This is a genomic window from Roseospirillum parvum (genome assembly GCF_900100455.1).
Classification (GTDB): Bacteria; Pseudomonadota; Alphaproteobacteria; order Rhodospirillales; family Rhodospirillaceae; genus Roseospirillum; species Roseospirillum parvum.
The window spans coordinates 53,703-68,918 of sequence record NZ_FNCV01000005.1 but is presented as its reverse complement, the minus strand read 5'-3'; the positions used below and the strand labels follow the sequence as shown (position 1 = coordinate 68,918).

Sequence of the window (15,216 nt, the reverse complement as noted above, 5' to 3'; positions counted from 1 at the left end):
TCAGCGCTCCAGCACCCAGGTGTCCTTGGTCCCGCCGCCCTGCGACGAGTTGACGACCAGCGAGCCCTGGCGCAGGGCGACCCGGGTCAGCCCGCCGGGAACCACGGTGGTCTTCTTGCCGGTCAGCACGAACGGCCGAAGGTCCACATGGCGCGGCGCGATGCCCTGATCGACAAAGGTCGGGCAGGTGGAGAGGGCCAGCGTCGGCTGGGCGATGAAATTGGCCGGGTCGGCCAGGATGCGCTCGCGGTAGGCGCTGATCTCGGCCCGGGTGGCCCGGGGCCCGACCAGCATGCCATAGCCGCCCGAGCCGTGGACCTCCTTGACCACCAGTTCCGACAGGTGATCGAGCACATGGGCCCGGTCGTCGTCGTGGCGCAGGAACCAGGTGGGCACGTTGGCCAGCACCGGTTCCTGGCCCAGGTAGAAGCGGATCATCTCCGGCACGTGGTGATAGATCGCCTTGTCGTCGGCAATGCCGGTGCCGATGGCGTTGGCCAGGGTCACCCGGCCCTTGCGGTAGGCCTGGAACAGCCCCGGCACGCCGAGCATGCTGTCGGCGCGGAACACCTTGGGGTCGAGGAAGTCGTCATCGATGCGGCGATAGATCACATCGACCCGGCGCGGCCCCTCGATGGTACGCATGTAGACGGTGTCGTCCTCGACGAACAGGTCATGCCCCTGGACCAGCTCGATGCCCATTTCGTCGGCCAGGAAGGCGTGCTCGAAATAGGCGCTGTTGAACTGCCCGGGGGTGAGCAGGACCACCGTCGGCTCGTCGCGCCCGCCGGGGGCGGCGTATTCCAGGTTGTCGAGCAGCGTCGTCGGGTAGTGGTTGACCGGGGCCACCGGACAGGCATCGAACAGATCGGGGAAGAGCCGCATCATGATCTCGCGGTCCTCCAGCATGTACGACACGCCGGACGGGGTCCTGAGATTGTCTTCCAGCACGTGGAAGGCGTTCTCGGCGGTGCGCACCACGTCGATCCCGGCGATGTGCACGTAGACTCCGCCGGGCGGTTTGAAGCCGCGCATCTCCTCGCGGTACTGGTCGTTGCCCAGGATCAGCTCGGCCGGCACCTTGCCCGCCCGGATGATCTCCTGATCGTGGTAGATGTCGTGGATGAAGCGGTTCAGCGCCTCGACCCGCTGGCACACCCCCTTGGACAGCACCTTCCACTCATCGCGGCTGAGGATGCGCGGAATGACGTCAAACGGGATCAGGCGCTCGGCCCCGTTGGCCTCGCCATAGACCGCGAAGGTGATGCCCATGCGCCGGAACAAAAGGTCGGCCTGGGCGTGGCGGCGGGCCAGAAGACCGGGATCGGTGCGATCAAGCCACGCCTGATAGGTGCGGTAGGGGGCGCGGACGGTGCCGTCCGCCAGGGTCATCTCGTCGAAAACCGGCCCGTCCGCCGCCATGCCCCGCCCTTCACTTGCGCGTTTCGCTTCCCTGACAGGGTTGCCCACTGCTCAGCGTGTCGTCAACGGGAAAGAACTGCTAACGTTTTGGGCAGCGAGTCCCCCGCGACGGGGCTTGACTTTGCCCGGGGGGCGCCGTTCCCTCGCCGTGGAGGGGCCGCCGGTGCCGCCCCCCGCCCGCGCCGGCAGGCGGACGCAGCATGAGCCAGACGATGACCGAGGCCGCCACGACCGACGCCGCCCCGCCGTGGCTGCGCTACACCCCGCGCCCCGGGGTGTTCGACGAAATGCTGACCCCGCACGGCGAGGTGCGCCCCCACTGGCGCGACCTGATCGAGCGCCTGGGCCGCCTCGGCCCCGAGGAGATCGACCGCCGGGCCGAGCGGGGACGCCGCCTGATCCGCGACAACGGGGTGACCTACAACGTCTACGGCGATCCGGCCGGCCACGACCGGCCGTGGAGCCTGGACCCGGTGCCCTTCCTGGTCGACGAGGCCGACTGGCTGGCCATCGAGCGCGCCGCCATCCAGCGCGCCCGCCTGCTCAACGAGCTGCTGGCCGACCTTTACGGACCCCGCCACCTGCTGGCCGAGGGCGCCCTGCCGCCGGCCCTGATCCACGCCAACCCGGCCTTCCTGCGCCCGCTGGCCGGGGCCCGGCCGCATGACGGCGTCTTCCTGCACCTGCTGGCGCTCGATTTGGCGCGCTCGCCGGACGGCCGCTGGTGGGTCATCGACAGCCGGGCCGAGGCCCCCTCGGGCATCGGCTACGTGCTGGAAAACCGGGTCATCATGAACCGCCTGCTGCCCGAGGTGATGCGCCCCCTGCCGGTCCACCGGCTGGCCGTGCATCTGAGCGGGATGCGCGACAGCCTGATCGCCCGCGCCCCGCAGCCGCGCGAGTTCCCCCGGGTCGCCCTGTGGACCCCGGGACCGTTCAACGAGACCTATTTCGAGCACGTCTACCTGTCGCGTTACCTGGGCTTCACCCTGGTCGAGGGGGGCGACCTGACGGTGCGCGAGGGCCGCGTGTTCCTCAAAACCCTGGGCGGCCTGAAGCCGGTCGATGTCATCCTTAGGCGCAACGAAAGCAGCTTCTGCGACCCCCTGGAGCTGCGCGGCGACTCCACCCTGGGCGCGCCGGGACTGGTCGAGGCGGCCCACAACGGCACCATCGCCCTGGCCAACGCGCTGGGCGCCGGGGTGGTCGAGGGGCCCGGCCTGATGGCCTTCCTGCCCGCCCTCAGCCGCCGCCTGCTGGGCGAGGACCTGAGGATGCCCTCGGTCGCCACCTGGTGGTGCGGCCAGCCGCGCGAGCAGGCCCACGTCGCCGAGGCGCTGGAAGATCTGGCCGTGCGCCCCGCCTTCGACGCCACCGCGCCGGCCCTGCGCGGGGCCGACCTGGGCCCCGCCGAGCGCGACGCCCTGCGCGCCGAGATCGCCCGCCGGCCCTACGCCTGGGTCGGCCAGGAAGCGGTCTCGCTGTCCACCGTGCCCGGCTGGAGCACCGCCGGCCTGGCCCCCCACGCCCTGGTGCTTCGGGTCCACGTCTGCGCCCACCCGGGCGAGAACGGGATCGACTACGCGGTGATGCCGGGCGGCCTGACCCGGGTTTCGGCCAGCGCCAACCAGCAGAGCGTCTCCATGCAGCGCGGCGACGCCAGCAAGGACACCTGGGTGCTGTCGCGCCAGCCGGTCGGCCTGCCGCCCAGACCGCGCCCCGGCGAGGCGCCGGTGCGGCTGGTCCGCGGCTCGCGCGATCTGCCCTCGCGGGTGGCCGACGACCTGTTCTGGCTGGGCCGCTACGTGGAACGCTGCGACGGCACCGCCCGCCTGCTCAGGGCGATGGTCGGCCGGCACGCCGAGGGTGGTCCCGGATCGATGGAGCTGGGCGCGGTGCTCGACCTGCTGTGGCGGCTCGGCCACCCGCCCTTCGCGCCGCCCGGCGGCCCCTCGGCCGACGACCAGGACGCCACCGTGCGGGCCATCCTGGCCGCCAACCTGGACCCGGCCAATCCGGTCGGACTGGCCGCCCTGGGCCTCAGCGTGCACCGCATCGGCCTGCGGGTGCGCGACCGCCTGTCGGTCGACAACTGGCGGGCCATCGGCGCCCTGGCCGAGGCGCTGGGCCTGGGCATGGGGATCGGCGGCCAGCCGATCGCCGGGCCGGAGACACCGATCCCGACCCCGGAGGAAGCCGGTCCGCGCCTGACCGCCATCCTCACCCCGCTGCTGGTGATGGCCGGGCTGGGCAACGAGAACATGACCCGCGGCCTGGGTTGGCGTTTCCTCGACACCGGCCGGCGCATCGAGCGGGCCCGGCGCCTGCTCGACCTGTTCGAGGCGGTCGAGCGGACCGAGGGCGAGGCGCGCACGGCGGTGCTCGACCTGATCCTGGAGGCCACCGACAGCCAGATGACCTACCGCGCCCGCTACCTGGAGCGGGCGCAGACCGTGCCGGTGCTCGACGTGCTGCTGGCCGACGAGAGCAACCCGCGCGCCCTGGCCTACCAGTTGACCCGCCTCGCCCTGCACATGGACAGTCTGGCGGCCGACCAGGCCTTCGCCCTCAGAACCCACGAGCAGCGGCTGGCCATGCGCCTGCTCGGCGTGGTGCGCACCCTGGAGCTGGACCGCCTGCCCCTGTCCGGCGTCGCCCCCATGGCCGAGGTGGCCGACGATCCGCTGGCCGAGGACGATCAGTTGCTTCGCCTGCCGCTGCCGCGCCTGCTCGGCCTGCTGCGCCGGCTGATCGACGCCCTGGCCGACTCGCTGGCCCGCCAGTACTTCGCCCACGCCGTGGAAACCCGCAGCGGCGGCCAGAGCCGCCCATCGCTCGATCAGGCCGACGAGACGGCCGGGGAGGCGCCATGAGCCAGCCCCGCCCGATGAGCTACCGGGTGCGTCACGTCACCACCTACCGCTATGACAGCCCGGTGACGGTCAGCCACCACGCCGGTCGGCTGCTGCCCCGCGCCTTCGCCGGCCAGACGGTGCATCAGGCCGGGGTCGATATCCAGCCCACCCCGGCCCACCGCCGCGACCGCCTGGACTTCTTCGGCAACCACCTGACCACCTTCACCCTGACCGAGCCCTATCGCGCCCTGACCGCCACCGCCCTGGCCCGGGTCTCGATAACCCCCCCCAGCCTGCCCGAGCCCGAGGCCACCCCGCCCTGGGAGGCGGTGGCCGCGCGGCTGGCCGGCGGCGTCGGCGCCGAGATCGTCGAGAACTGCCAGTACACCTTTGATTCGCCGCTGGTTTGCGCCTCGCCCACCCTGCGCGCCTTCGCCGGCCCCAGCTTCCCGCCCGGGCGTCCGGTGCTGGCCGGGGCGATCGACCTCAGCCAACGCATCCACGCCGGCTTCGCCTACGATCCGACCGCCACCACCATCGCCACCCCGACCGAGCAGGTGCTGAGCGAGCGGCGCGGTGTCTGCCAGGACTTCGCCCACGTGATGATCGGCGCCCTGCGCGCGCTGGGGCTGGCGGCGCGCTATGTCAGCGGCTACGTGCTGACCCGCATGCCCGGCGACACGCGACGCCTGGAAGGAGGCGATGCCTCGCACGCCTGGGTGTCGCTGTTCGTGCCCATGGCCGAGGCCCCCAACGGCGGCTGGATCGACATCGACCCGACCAACGACAAGCTGGTCACCCACGAACACGTGGTCACCGCCTGGGGCCGCGACTTCGAGGACGTCTCGCCGATCAAGGGGGTGATGCTGGGCGGCGGCCACGGCCTGCCCGAGGTGGCGGTGGAGGTGACCCCCCTCAACCCCGACGGCAGCCGGATGACGGCGCCGCCGGGATAAGCAAATCCCGAGCGATCCGGAACGGATCGCGACGACGATTTGCTTCAATATCAAGAGCCTGGATCACCGCCCGATGGCGACGACAGGATCGGCGCGTTGGCTCTTGGACAGCGTGCTGTTTTCTGTTATATAGCTTGCTATCTTGTTTTTCAGACTTGTTTCCAGCCAAGAGGTTGCCCCATGCCCAAGACCCTACATCCCATCGCCGGCGGCCTGGCGCTGCTGCTCGTCGTCGGCTTCTGGCTGGCCACCGCGATCAGCGAACTGGCCGGCCCGGAAAGCGCCGTGATCGCCGTCAAGACGGCCATTCCCTGGGGCCTGCTGGTGCTGGTTCCGGCCCTGGCCATGGCCGGCGGCAGCGGCTTCCGGCTGGCCCGGACAACCCCCGGCGGGCTGGCCGCAAGAAAAGGCCGGCGGATGCCGATCATCGCCGCCAGCGGCCTTCTGATCCTGGTCCCGGCCGCCCTGTTCCTGGCCGCCAAGGCGCGGGCCGGCGAGATCGACTCGGTGTTCTACGCCGTCCAGGCGGTCGAGCTGCTGGCCGGGGCGGTGAACATCACCCTGCTTGCCCTCAACCTGCGCGACGGCCTGCGCATGTCCGGCCGCCTGCCCGGTCCCGCCGCCTGACCCCCCTTCCGCACCAGCTTCCCGAGAAAGGAGTGCCCACCATGTCCCCGCCAACCTTGTTCCCGCCAACCTTGCGCCGCGCCATTTTCGCGCCCCTCGCCCTGTCGGTCGGCATCGCCAGCCTGACCCTGTCCGCCTGCGGGGCGCCGCATCTCAGTACCGTGCGTTCGGCCAAGGAGAACCTGGTCGGCCGCGAGGCCGCCGTGCTCGACCGCTGCATCGGCCAGCCGCTGAGCACCCACCGCCTGACCGACGATGCCCCGGGTCATGTGGCGGTCTATTCCTCGGCCCAGGCACGCGGCCCGGACGGCCGTCTGTTGGCCAGCCCGATCCCCGAGGCGGCCGCCCAGGCCACCGCCTGCGTCTTCCAGGTGGCGGTGCGCGACGGCCGGATCGTCGCCGTCAACAGCGAGAACCGGGCCGGCTGGGGCTTCGGCAGCATCAAGGCCTGCTCGGCCGTGGTCCGCGGCTGCGCCGGGTCCTGACGCCGCCCCCCCGCCCTCAGGCCCTCAGGTCTCGGCGGGCGCCGGCACCGCCGACGCCCCGCCGCCCAGGGCCTGATACAGGGTGACCTGGGCGAGCAGGGCCTGATAGCGGTTTTCCAGCACGCTTTCCTCGGCCGTGCGGCGCTTTTCCTGGGCGTCGAGCCAGTCCTGCAACGCCGCCGCGCCTTCCCGGTAGCGCACTTCGTAGAGGGTTTCGGCCCGCTCGGCGGCGGCCAGGGCGGCGGCCAGACGCACCGCCCGCTGGGCCAGGGTGCGGCGCGCCGACAGGGCGTTTTCCACCTCGGCCAGGGCGGTGTAGAGGGTCTGCCGGTAGTCGATCACCGCCGCCTCGTAGTCGGCCTCGGAGACCTTGATGTTGAGCCGCATCTCGTTCCAGTTGAGGAAGGGCAGCACCAGCCCGGCGCCCAGGCTGCCCACCGGGTCCATCAGCAGGTGGACCAGCGAGATGCTGCTCGCCCCCAACTCGCCGGTCAGGGTCAGGGTGGGCAGATAGCCGGCCCGGGTGGCATCGACCGTGGCCAGACTCTGGCGCAGCCGCTGCTCGGCCGCCTTGAGGTCGGGCCGGCGCCGCAGCAGGTCGACCGGCAGCCCGGGGTCGATCCGGGGCAGTTGGTCGGCCGCCGGCAGGGTGGCGCGGACGATGCCCAGGTTGTCGTCCACCGCCGGCGGTGGCGCGTCGAACAGGATGGCCAGGGCGTTGCGGGCCTCGGTCAACTGCTGCGACAGGTCGATGTCGTCGGCCTCCTGGGTTTCCACGCTCTGCTCGGCCTCCGCCACCTCCAGCGCCGAGGCGGCGCCGCCGGCCCGCTGCACCCGCACCAGATCCAGGGTGCGCCGGGTGTAGTCGATGCTCTGCCGGGCCAGGGTCCGGCGCTGGGTCAGGTAGATCACCTGCCAGTACAGTTCGGCCGTGGTGCCGACCAGCGACAGCGCGGTGGCCTCGCGGTCGGCCTGGCTGGCGACGGCGGCCCAGGCAGCGGCATCGGCCTCGCGGTCGAGCCGCCCCCACAGGTCGACCTCGTAGCTCAGGGCGCCGGACAGGCTGTAGGTGCGCCCGACGCTGGTCTCGCCGCGCAACGGGTAGTTGGCGCGGCGATCCGCCCCGGCCGACAGCCCGGGCAGCATGGCCCGCTCGCTCAATCCGGCCTCCAGACGGGCCTTGCGCAACTCGACGGTGGCCGCCGCCAGATCATTGTTGGCGGCCAGGGCGCGCTCGACCAGGGCACTCAGCGCCGCATCGTCGAAGGCCCGCCACCAGGGATCGAGCGGATCGACGCTGACCGTCCCGGCGACCGGCGGCGCGGCCTGCCGCCAGGCTTCCGGCAGGGTCACCGAAGGCGCCTCGAACGGCGTTTCGAGCCAAGTTCCGCAGCCGCCGAGCAGGGCCGGCAGCAGCAGGACCAGGACGCCGACAGGGGGCGTGCGTCGCCTGGGCAAAACCGTGCCGGCGGGCGCCACCCGGCCAGTTCGGACCGAAAATCGGGGACGGAGGGGGGGCGGCAGGAGGTTACTCACGGGCCAGGGCCTCCACGGGGTCGAGCCGGGCCGCGCTGCGGGCCGGCAGATAGCCGAAAACGATGCCGATCAGGGTCGAGCAGGCGAAGGCCAGCAGCATCGACTGGGCCGAATAGATCATGGAAATCTGCCCATTCAGGTGCTCCACCAGTTGGCCCAGGGCGAGCGCCAGCAGCACCCCCAGGGCACCGCCGAGCAGGCAGACCAGCACCGCCTCGACCAGGAACTGTTGCTGGATGTCGCCGCGCCGCGCCCCGACCGCCATGCGCACCCCGATCTCGCGGGTCCGCTCGGTCACCGAGACCAGCATGATGTTCATCACCCCGATGCCGCCAACCACCAGCGATATGAGGGCGATGGAGGAGATGAGCAGGGTCATCGTCTCGGTGGTGCCCTGGATGGTCTGACGGATGGTATCGGTGTTGCGCAGGTGGAAGTCGATCCCCCCGTGACGGGCCAGCAGAAGGGCGCGGATGTTGTTCTCGGCGGTCTCGGTCGCGTAGTCGTCGCGCACCCGCACGGTGACGCGGTTGAGATGGGACTGGCCGATGATCCGGCTCATGGCGGTGGTGTAGGGAATCCACACGTTGAGGCTGGTGCCGCCGCCGAACAGGCTGGTCTTCTCGGCGGTGACGCCGATGATCCGGCACGGCACGCTGCCCAGGAAGATGACCTCGCCCACCGGATCGCGGTCGGGGCCGAAGATCTGGTCGCGGGTGTTGTGGTCGATCACCACCTCCTGGGCGCGGCGCGTCACGCTGGCCTCGGTGAAGGCCATGCCGGCGGTCAACCGGTAGCCCTGGACCCGGAAGTAGGCCGGCCCGACGCCATTCACCGTGGCGTCCAGGGCCACGTTGCGGTAGCGCAGCGTGCCCGAACTGCTGACCTGGGGCGTGACGCTGTCCACATAGGGCTGCTCGGCGATGGCCGCCGCGTCGGCCGGCACCAGGGTCTCGATGCGCCCCGCCCGGCGGTCGCCAAAGCTTTTGCCCGGCATGACGTCGATGGTGTTGGTGCCGATAGCGCTGATATTGGCCAGGATGCGCTGCCGCGAGCCCTCGCCCAGCGCCACCACCGAAACCACCGAGGCGATGCCGATGATGATCCCCAGCATGGTCAGGAAGGTGCGCAGGCGGTGCGCCCACATGGCCAGCCGGGCCATGCGCAGGGCCTCGCCCAGGCGGCCCAGGGCGGCCAGGGCGCCGCGCCGCGGGGCGGCCCCGGCCGGCTCGGCGGGCGGCCGCGACGCCCCGGGACCATCGGTCCGGACCGGCTGGCGGCGGGTGTCCGAGAGGATGGCCCCGTCGCTGATCTCGATCACCCGTTCGGCGTGGGCCGCCACCTTGGGGTCGTGGGTGACGATGACCACGGTGTGCCCCTCGGCGTTCAGCTCCTCGAGCAGGGCCAGCATGTCCTGGCCGCTGGCGCTGTCCAGGGCCCCGGTCGGCTCGTCGGCCAGGATCACCCGGCCGCCGTTCATCAGCGCCCGGGCAACGCTGACCCGCTGCTGCTGGCCGCCGGAAAGCTGCCCCGGCCGGTGGCCCAGCCGACCCTCCAGGCCAAGCCGCTGGAGCAGGGCGCGGGCCCGCCGGTCGCGCTCGGCGCGCGGCCAGCCGGCGTAGATGGACGGGATTTCCACGTTGCCGACGGCGTCCAGGGTGCCCAGCAGGTGGTAGCGCTGGAAGATGAAGCCGAAATGGTCGCGCCGCAGGGCGGCCAGATCGTCGGGGCCCAGGTCGCGGGTGTCGCGGCCGTTGACCCGATAGGTGCCGCCGCTGGGCCGGTCCAGGCAGCCGAGGATGTTCATCAGGGTCGACTTGCCGGACCCCGAGGCGCCGATGATGGCCACCATCTCGCCGGCCTCGATGGTCAGGTCGACCTCCTTCAGCACGACCAGGGTGCCCTCGCCGGCCGGGAAGGCGCGGCTGACCTTTTCCAGGCGCAACAGGGGCTGGCCGGGGGAAAGCCGGGTGGGGGCGGGTTGGGTCATGGCCGCCGCCTCAGAAGCCGAGCGGGCTCGGCGGGCCGCGCCGCCGGCGGTCGGTCTCGGCCACCTCGGCCGGCGACAGGACGACCCGCTCGCCGGGGCTCAGCCCATCGGTGATCTGGGCCCGGATGTTGGTGTTGATGCCCACCTCGACCGACCGCGCCGCGATGCTTCCGTCCGCCCCCAGCACCTTGACCAGGGGCTGCCCGCCGTCGTGGAGCAGGGCCGAGGCGGGCACCAGCACCGCCGCCTCGGCCCGGGCCAGGACGATGGAGACCTGGGCCGTCATGTCGATGCGCAGGCGGTGGTCCGGGTTGGCCACGTCGAGCAGCCCGTTGTAGTAGATGGCGCTGTCGTCCGTGCTCGCGTCGTCGTCGCCCTCGATGCTCGTCGGGGCCGGCTCGATGGCCCTGAGGGTGGCCGGATAGCGGGTGTCCGGATCGCCCAGGATGGTGAAATAGGCTTCCAGACCGGGGCGGACGCGGACCACGTCGGCCTCGGAGATTTCCGCTTCCACGGTCATCGGGTCGAGGCGGGCGATCTTGACGATGGTCGGGGTGGTCTGGTTGGCGTTGACCGTCTGCCCGGCCTCGACCACCACGGCGACCACGGTGCCGGCCATCGGGGCGACGATGCGGGTGTAGCCCAGGTCGGTGCGGGCCCGGTCGACGGCGATCACCGCCTGGGCGATCTGGGCATCGAGCGCCGCGATGTCGGCCTGGGTGGTGGCCAGGGTGGCCTCGGCCGCCTCGTAGTCCTCGCGCGGTGTGGCATCCTGGGCCAGCAGGCGCTGCTGGCGCTCGAAGGCCAGACGGGCCTGCTTCAGGGTGGCCACCTTGGACTGGCGCTGGGCCTTGATGTAGGCCAGTTCGGCCTCGGCGTCGCGCAGGGCGTTTTCCTGGCTTTCGGATTCAATGCCGGCGATCAGCTGGCCGGCCTCGACCTGATCGCCCAGGGCCACCGCGAGGGTCTCGATCTGGCCCGAGACCTGAGCCCCGACGCTGACCAGCCGCGACGCCTTCAGGGTGCCGTTGGCCAGCACCGTGTCCTCGATGGTGCCAAGCCCGGCCACCGCGCTGGCCGGCGGGGCGACCGGCTCGGGGGCGAACAGCCCCCGCCCCAGCCAGGCGCCACCCAGCGCCAGCCCACTCCCCACGACGATCACCACAGCCAGCCGACGCCACGCCATCTCGGTCCCACCTTCATCCTTGCCTTGCCCGCCCGGCGACCGGGAAACCGGGGTCGGCGGTCATGCTGGCGTCAAGATAGGGAACGGGGGCGCTCAGCGGCCATAGACACAATGTAACCCAATGTGTCGACCGCCGGGGTGGTTACCGGCCGATACCCGAAAGTGGTCGCACAGGGGTCAACAGCACTCGTATTCCAGCTTGCGCAGCAGTTCCAGGCCCTCGGCGTCGTCGTACGCGTCGAACAACTCCTCGATGTAGTAGACGTGCGAGCAGACCAGATACAACTCGTCGCCGGTGCTGGCCTGGCTGTCGCCGGCCGCCGCCAGACGGGCCTTGAAGCGCTCCCACAGCGGGTTGCTGCGCTCCGGCCGGTCGATGTGGCGGCGGATGGCGGCGATCAGGGCGCGGCTGTTGCCGGCGCAGTCGATGCCCTCGAAACTGACATAGCGGTCGGGAGCGGCGTTCATTCTGGAGGACCCTTGGGGAAACTTTGGGAGGCGGGCGTTGGCAGACGCAAACTGGAAGGCGGCCAGCAGGCCCCAGCCCGCCGCGCGGTGCAAGCGCAACCCAACCAGCCACCGGCCGGCTGCATGAACGACCTCCACGGCGCGTGAACGACCCGCGCCCCCCTACACCGCGAACAGCCTGCGCACCAAATCGGCCCGGGTCCGCCCGACCGGGACCAGGGGCGCGCGGGCGGCCGAGGTGACCAGCATCAGCCGCCCCGACTGGCGCTTCACCCCGGTGGCGTGCCCCAGGTTGACCATGTAGCTGCGGTGGACGCGCAGGAAGGCAGCCCTGTCCAGCCGGCTTTCCAACTCGGCCAGGGAGCGCGGGCAGAAGCCGTCCGCCCCATCGACCGCCGCCACCGCCGTGTAATGCCCATCGGCCCGGAGGTAGGCCACGTCGGCCAGCGCCATCAGGGCCACCGCGCCGCCCCGCGACACCGGCAGCTTGACCAGCGGCGGCGGACTGTCGGCGGTGGTGTTGCGCGGCGCCGTCTCCTGGGGCGCCATCGGCCCCCGCGCCGCCTCGTGCGGCGCCACCGGGTAGAGGGTCAGGCAGACCCCGGCCGGGGCCAGCCGGGTCGCCTTCAGCACCAGGACCTGACCGGGCAGGCTGACCATCAGCCCGGTCTGCGCCTCCTCGCCCGCCGCCTTCAGCAGCCAGTCGAGCTTGCCGCGCGCCGCCGGCGGGTGCAGCTCGCTGATCGGCCGTCCGATCAGGGTCGCCGCGTCGTGCCCCAACAGGCGTTCGGCCGGCGGGTTGACGGCGGCCACCCGGGCCTCGGCGTCGAGCAGCACGACGCCCGCCTCGAGCCGTTGCAGTCGGTAGGCGAAGTCTTCCATGAGTCCTTTGTGACGCGGCCGGGGGACGGCCGGCAAGCTTTGTGACGCGGCCGAGGGGCGACCGGCAAGCCTTTCGGAGACCCGCCGCGGCTTCCGCCAGGGCGATCTACAGATAATCGACCAGGGACAGCGACTTGAGCGACGACAAGGCGGCATAGGAGGCCTGCAACACCAGTTCGCGCTCCGACACCTTGGCGGCGCTTTCCGCCACGTCGACGCTGGTCACGTCCTCCAGCAGCGCGGCGGCGTAAAGCTGGAATTCGGTCTGCACGTCGCTCAGGGTTTCCAGGCTGTCCGACTGGGCCGACAGACGCTCCTGCAAGGCCCCCATGCCGCTGACCGCCTGATCGATCAATGCCTGGGCCTCGCCCAGGGTGGCGGTGGTCAGCGGCTGATTGGCGTCGTCGGCGAGCATGGCCAGGGCCCGCAGGGCCTGCTCGAAGGCTTTCTCGTCGGCGGTCACGCCATGGGTCAGGGACTGCTCGCCGCCCAGCATCAGGCTGCGCGGCTCGGCCCCGCCCTGATAGTAGCCGGTGTCGGGCTGGGTCGGGTCGGCCAGCGGATCGTACCCGGCGGCGTCCACATCGACCGGGGCACGGCTGCCCAGGGTGCCGGCGAAGACATGGGTGTCTCCCTGGCTGGTGTTGAGCAGGGTCTGAAGATCGGCCAGCCAGGCGGCGGCCTTGTCCTGCAGGGTGCTGGTGTCGCTGCCGTCGCTGGACCCGGAGATCTGGGCGGCGACGCTGGTGCTGGTGCTGCTCAGGATGTCGAGCATGCCATCGATGGCGGCATAGGCGGCTTCCACCTGGCTGGCCGCCGTCTCGGCCTGGCTGACCAGATGCTCCGAGGCGGCGAGGTCGGCGGTCAGGCTGACCACCTGCCCGGCCTGCCCGTCAAGACCGCTCAGGCTTTCGCTCTTCAGCCCCGAGGCCTGCTCGACCAGGGCCTGGTTGTAGCGCCCCTGGGCCTCCAGCGCCTGGGCCAGCAGGGTGCTGTTCATGGTGTGGGTGGCGACGCGCATGGTCGGGCTCCTCAGTTCATCATCGCGGTCAGGCTGTCGAACATGTCCTGCACGGTGGCGATCACCTGGCTGGTGGCGGCGTAGGACTGTTCCAGGGCGACCAGCCTGGCGGTTTCCTCATCAACGTTGACGCCATGGGCGTTGCCGAAGGCCGCGCCCAGGCTGCTTGCCAGCTCGGCGCTGTTCTCGGCGCTGTCGGCGGCGCGCGCGGCACGGTCGGCCAGTCCGTCGACCAGATCGGCGACGCGGGCCAGGGCGCTGGCCCGGCCGGCCGGCAATTCGCCGGCGGCGTCGAACAGGATGGTATCGTCCAGGGCGCTCCAGGCCGCCTTCAGACCGCTGGTGTCGCCGGCCATGTAGGCGGCATCGCCAACCGTGGTCGAGGCGATCACCGCCTGCGGCAGACCTTGGGTTTCAAGATTGCCGTTCAGCGTGATGTCGGTGGCATCGCTGCCCGAGAGCAGGTTGTTGAGGCCCAGGTGATGCGACAGGCCACGGCCGTCGGCGTCCACCGTGCCGTCGCCGGTCAGGATGACGCCACCATCGGTGTCGTCGGCGCTCAGGGTCAGGGTGCCGTCGGCGTCCAGGCTGGCCGACACCCCGGCCGCGCCATCCAGGGCGCTGACCAGATCGGCATGGGTGGTGATGGTGGACAGATCGATGGTGGTGCTGTCGGTGATGTTGCCATCGGCATCGGTGGCCAGCAGGGTGACCGTGCCGGTGCCGCTGAAGGCCGCCGTGCCATCGATCCCGTGATCGCTGGTCAGGCTGGCCGGCGGCGGCACGGCGGTGGCGGCGTTGGCGGCGGCGTTCAGGCTGTCCATGACACCGACCGCCAAATCGTCCAACTCATCCTGCAGGCCGGGCAGCACGCTGTCGCGCAGCTCGATCAGGGCGCCCAGTTGGCCACCGGGCAGCTCGTCGGTGATATCCTCGCCGCCCGAGGTGATGCCGGAAATGCTGCCGCCGCCGGCCGGGTCGTAGAGGTTGTCGGCCGACAGGCGGCCGGCGGCCTCGTAACCCAGGGCGTGCACGGTGCCGGTCAGCAGGGGACTGCCGCCGGCGCTGTAGATCTGCACCTCGCCGGTGTCGCTGGTGAAGTGGTTGATGTCGACCAGTTCGGCCAACTCGGCCAGGGCGGTGCGTCGGGAATCCTCCAGGTCGGCGGTTGCCTGGCCGTGGGCCCGAAGGCCGGTGATCTGCGCGTTCAGCCCATCGATCTCGTTGAGCAGGGCGTTGATGTCGTCCACCGTCTCGGCGATCCGCGCATCGGCGGTGGTGCGCAGCCCCTGCACCTCGCCGGAGGTGGCCGACAGGGTGTCGGCGAAGCTTTCCAGGGCATTGAGAACGGCGGTGCGGGTGCTCGCCTGGTCGGAGGCCGCCGCCTCGTCGAGCCGGGTCATGAGCTCGCTCAGGGTGTCGGCCAGGTCGGCCCCGTCGGAGCTGTCGCCGAGCAGCGAGACGGCGCTTTCCAGAAAGCCCGCCATGACCGCGTCATGGGCCGCCTCGCTGGTTGCCTCGATCACCTCGCGGTAGAGGTAGCGATCCACCTGGGCGCCGATGCCGACCACCGAGACGCCGACCGCCTGTCCACCGACGATGGCCGCCGCGGTATCGACGCTTTTCGCCGTGTAGCCCTCGGTGTCGGCGTTGCTGATGTTGGTCGAGGTGACGGCAATGCGGGTCTGCACGGCCAGCAGGCCGGAGGTGCTGCTGTTGATGATGTCGTTGATGGACATGCGCCCCTCCCGAACCGGATGTGACTCCGACGACCTCGGCCGACAATCC

General features: G+C 71.3%; 12 protein-coding genes. 4 read left to right on the top strand and 8 right to left on the bottom strand.

Features of this window, described 5'->3' with window-relative positions; genetic code table 11:
- Positions 1–1,422 carry a circularly permuted type 2 ATP-grasp protein gene (locus BLR95_RS08815; protein ID WP_092618562.1) on the bottom strand — a complete coding sequence of 474 codons (1,422 nt, stop codon included), beginning with the start codon at positions 1,420–1,422 and terminating at the stop codon, positions 1–3.
- Positions 1,423–1,622: 200 nt separating this feature from the next.
- On the opposite strand from BLR95_RS08815, the gene BLR95_RS08810 reads away from it, so the two are divergent.
- The 4 genes from BLR95_RS08810 to BLR95_RS08795 all read left to right on the top strand — a co-directional run bounded on the left by BLR95_RS08810 (position 1,623) and on the right by BLR95_RS08795 (position 6,345).
- Positions 1,623–4,295: a circularly permuted type 2 ATP-grasp protein gene (locus tag BLR95_RS08810; RefSeq protein WP_143130967.1), complete on the top strand. Its 2,673-nt coding sequence runs from the start codon at positions 1,623–1,625 to the stop codon at positions 4,293–4,295.
- Positions 4,292–5,233, top strand: a complete 942-nt coding sequence (locus BLR95_RS08805; RefSeq protein ID WP_092618556.1) for a transglutaminase family protein — start codon at positions 4,292–4,294, stop codon at positions 5,231–5,233. Before BLR95_RS08810 ends, BLR95_RS08805 begins: the two co-directional genes overlap by 4 nt.
- Before the next feature lie 180 nt (positions 5,234–5,413).
- On the top strand, positions 5,414–5,860 hold the full coding sequence (locus BLR95_RS08800; protein ID WP_092618553.1) for a hypothetical protein: 447 nt from the start codon (positions 5,414–5,416) through the stop codon (positions 5,858–5,860).
- 41 nt (positions 5,861–5,901) lie between these two features.
- A complete protein-coding gene (locus BLR95_RS08795) occupies positions 5,902–6,345 on the top strand; it encodes a hypothetical protein (RefSeq protein ID WP_092618550.1) in 444 nt (147 codons plus the stop codon).
- Between the two features lie 24 nt (positions 6,346–6,369).
- On the opposite strand, the gene BLR95_RS08790 is transcribed toward BLR95_RS08795, so the two are convergent.
- From BLR95_RS08790 to flgK, 7 genes are all read right to left on the bottom strand, one after another.
- Positions 6,370–7,803 (bottom strand): efflux transporter outer membrane subunit, encoded by a 1,434-nt coding sequence (locus BLR95_RS08790; RefSeq protein ID WP_176787769.1) that lies wholly within the window; start codon positions 7,801–7,803, stop codon positions 6,370–6,372.
- A 70-nt stretch (positions 7,804–7,873) separates the two neighbouring features.
- Complete coding sequence (locus tag BLR95_RS08785) at positions 7,874–9,871, bottom strand: MacB family efflux pump subunit (RefSeq protein ID WP_092618547.1); 1,998 nt, start codon at positions 9,869–9,871, stop codon at positions 7,874–7,876.
- A gap of 10 nt (positions 9,872–9,881) precedes the next feature.
- Complete coding sequence (locus BLR95_RS08780; RefSeq protein WP_092618544.1) at positions 9,882–11,057, bottom strand: efflux RND transporter periplasmic adaptor subunit; 1,176 nt, start codon at positions 11,055–11,057, stop codon at positions 9,882–9,884.
- Between the two features lie 177 nt (positions 11,058–11,234).
- Positions 11,235–11,525 (bottom strand): N(2)-fixation sustaining protein CowN, encoded by a 291-nt coding sequence (gene cowN / locus BLR95_RS08775; RefSeq protein ID WP_092618541.1) that lies wholly within the window; start codon positions 11,523–11,525, stop codon positions 11,235–11,237.
- Between the two features lie 162 nt (positions 11,526–11,687).
- A complete protein-coding gene (locus tag BLR95_RS08770; protein WP_092618539.1) occupies positions 11,688–12,407 on the bottom strand; it encodes a LytTR family transcriptional regulator DNA-binding domain-containing protein in 720 nt (239 codons plus the stop codon).
- 106 nt (positions 12,408–12,513) lie between these two features.
- Positions 12,514–13,428, bottom strand: a complete 915-nt coding sequence (locus BLR95_RS08765) for a flagellin (RefSeq protein ID WP_092618537.1) — start codon at positions 13,426–13,428, stop codon at positions 12,514–12,516.
- 11 nt (positions 13,429–13,439) lie between these two features.
- Positions 13,440–15,167, bottom strand: coding sequence for a flagellar hook-associated protein FlgK (flgK, locus tag BLR95_RS08760; protein ID WP_092618534.1), 1,728 nt, complete (start codon positions 15,165–15,167; stop codon positions 13,440–13,442).
- Positions 15,168–15,216 lie beyond the last annotated feature (49 nt).

What these genes read in the sequence shown, in the direction of transcription:
- BLR95_RS08810 (WP_143130967.1), top strand. Translation starts at nt 1,623, where the DNA reads ATGAGCCAGACGATGACCGAGGCCGCCACGACCGACGCCGCCCCGCCG.
- cowN (WP_092618541.1), bottom strand. Translation starts at nt 11,525, where the DNA reads ATGAACGCCGCTCCCGACCGCTATGTCAGTTTCGAGGGCATCGACTGC.
- flgK (WP_092618534.1), bottom strand. Translation starts at nt 15,167, where the DNA reads ATGTCCATCAACGACATCATCAACAGCAGCACCTCCGGCCTGCTGGCC.
- BLR95_RS08805 (WP_092618556.1), top strand. Translation starts at nt 4,292, where the DNA reads ATGAGCCAGCCCCGCCCGATGAGCTACCGGGTGCGTCACGTCACCACC.
- BLR95_RS08815 (WP_092618562.1), bottom strand. Translation starts at nt 1,422, where the DNA reads ATGGCGGCGGACGGGCCGGTTTTCGACGAGATGACCCTGGCGGACGGC.
- BLR95_RS08785 (WP_092618547.1), bottom strand. Translation starts at nt 9,871, where the DNA reads ATGACCCAACCCGCCCCCACCCGGCTTTCCCCCGGCCAGCCCCTGTTG.
- BLR95_RS08770 (WP_092618539.1), bottom strand. Translation starts at nt 12,407, where the DNA reads ATGGAAGACTTCGCCTACCGACTGCAACGGCTCGAGGCGGGCGTCGTG.
- BLR95_RS08765 (WP_092618537.1), bottom strand. Translation starts at nt 13,428, where the DNA reads ATGCGCGTCGCCACCCACACCATGAACAGCACCCTGCTGGCCCAGGCG.
- BLR95_RS08795 (WP_092618550.1), top strand. Translation starts at nt 5,902, where the DNA reads ATGTCCCCGCCAACCTTGTTCCCGCCAACCTTGCGCCGCGCCATTTTC.
- BLR95_RS08800 (WP_092618553.1), top strand. Translation starts at nt 5,414, where the DNA reads ATGCCCAAGACCCTACATCCCATCGCCGGCGGCCTGGCGCTGCTGCTC.
- BLR95_RS08780 (WP_092618544.1), bottom strand. Translation starts at nt 11,057, where the DNA reads ATGGCGTGGCGTCGGCTGGCTGTGGTGATCGTCGTGGGGAGTGGGCTG.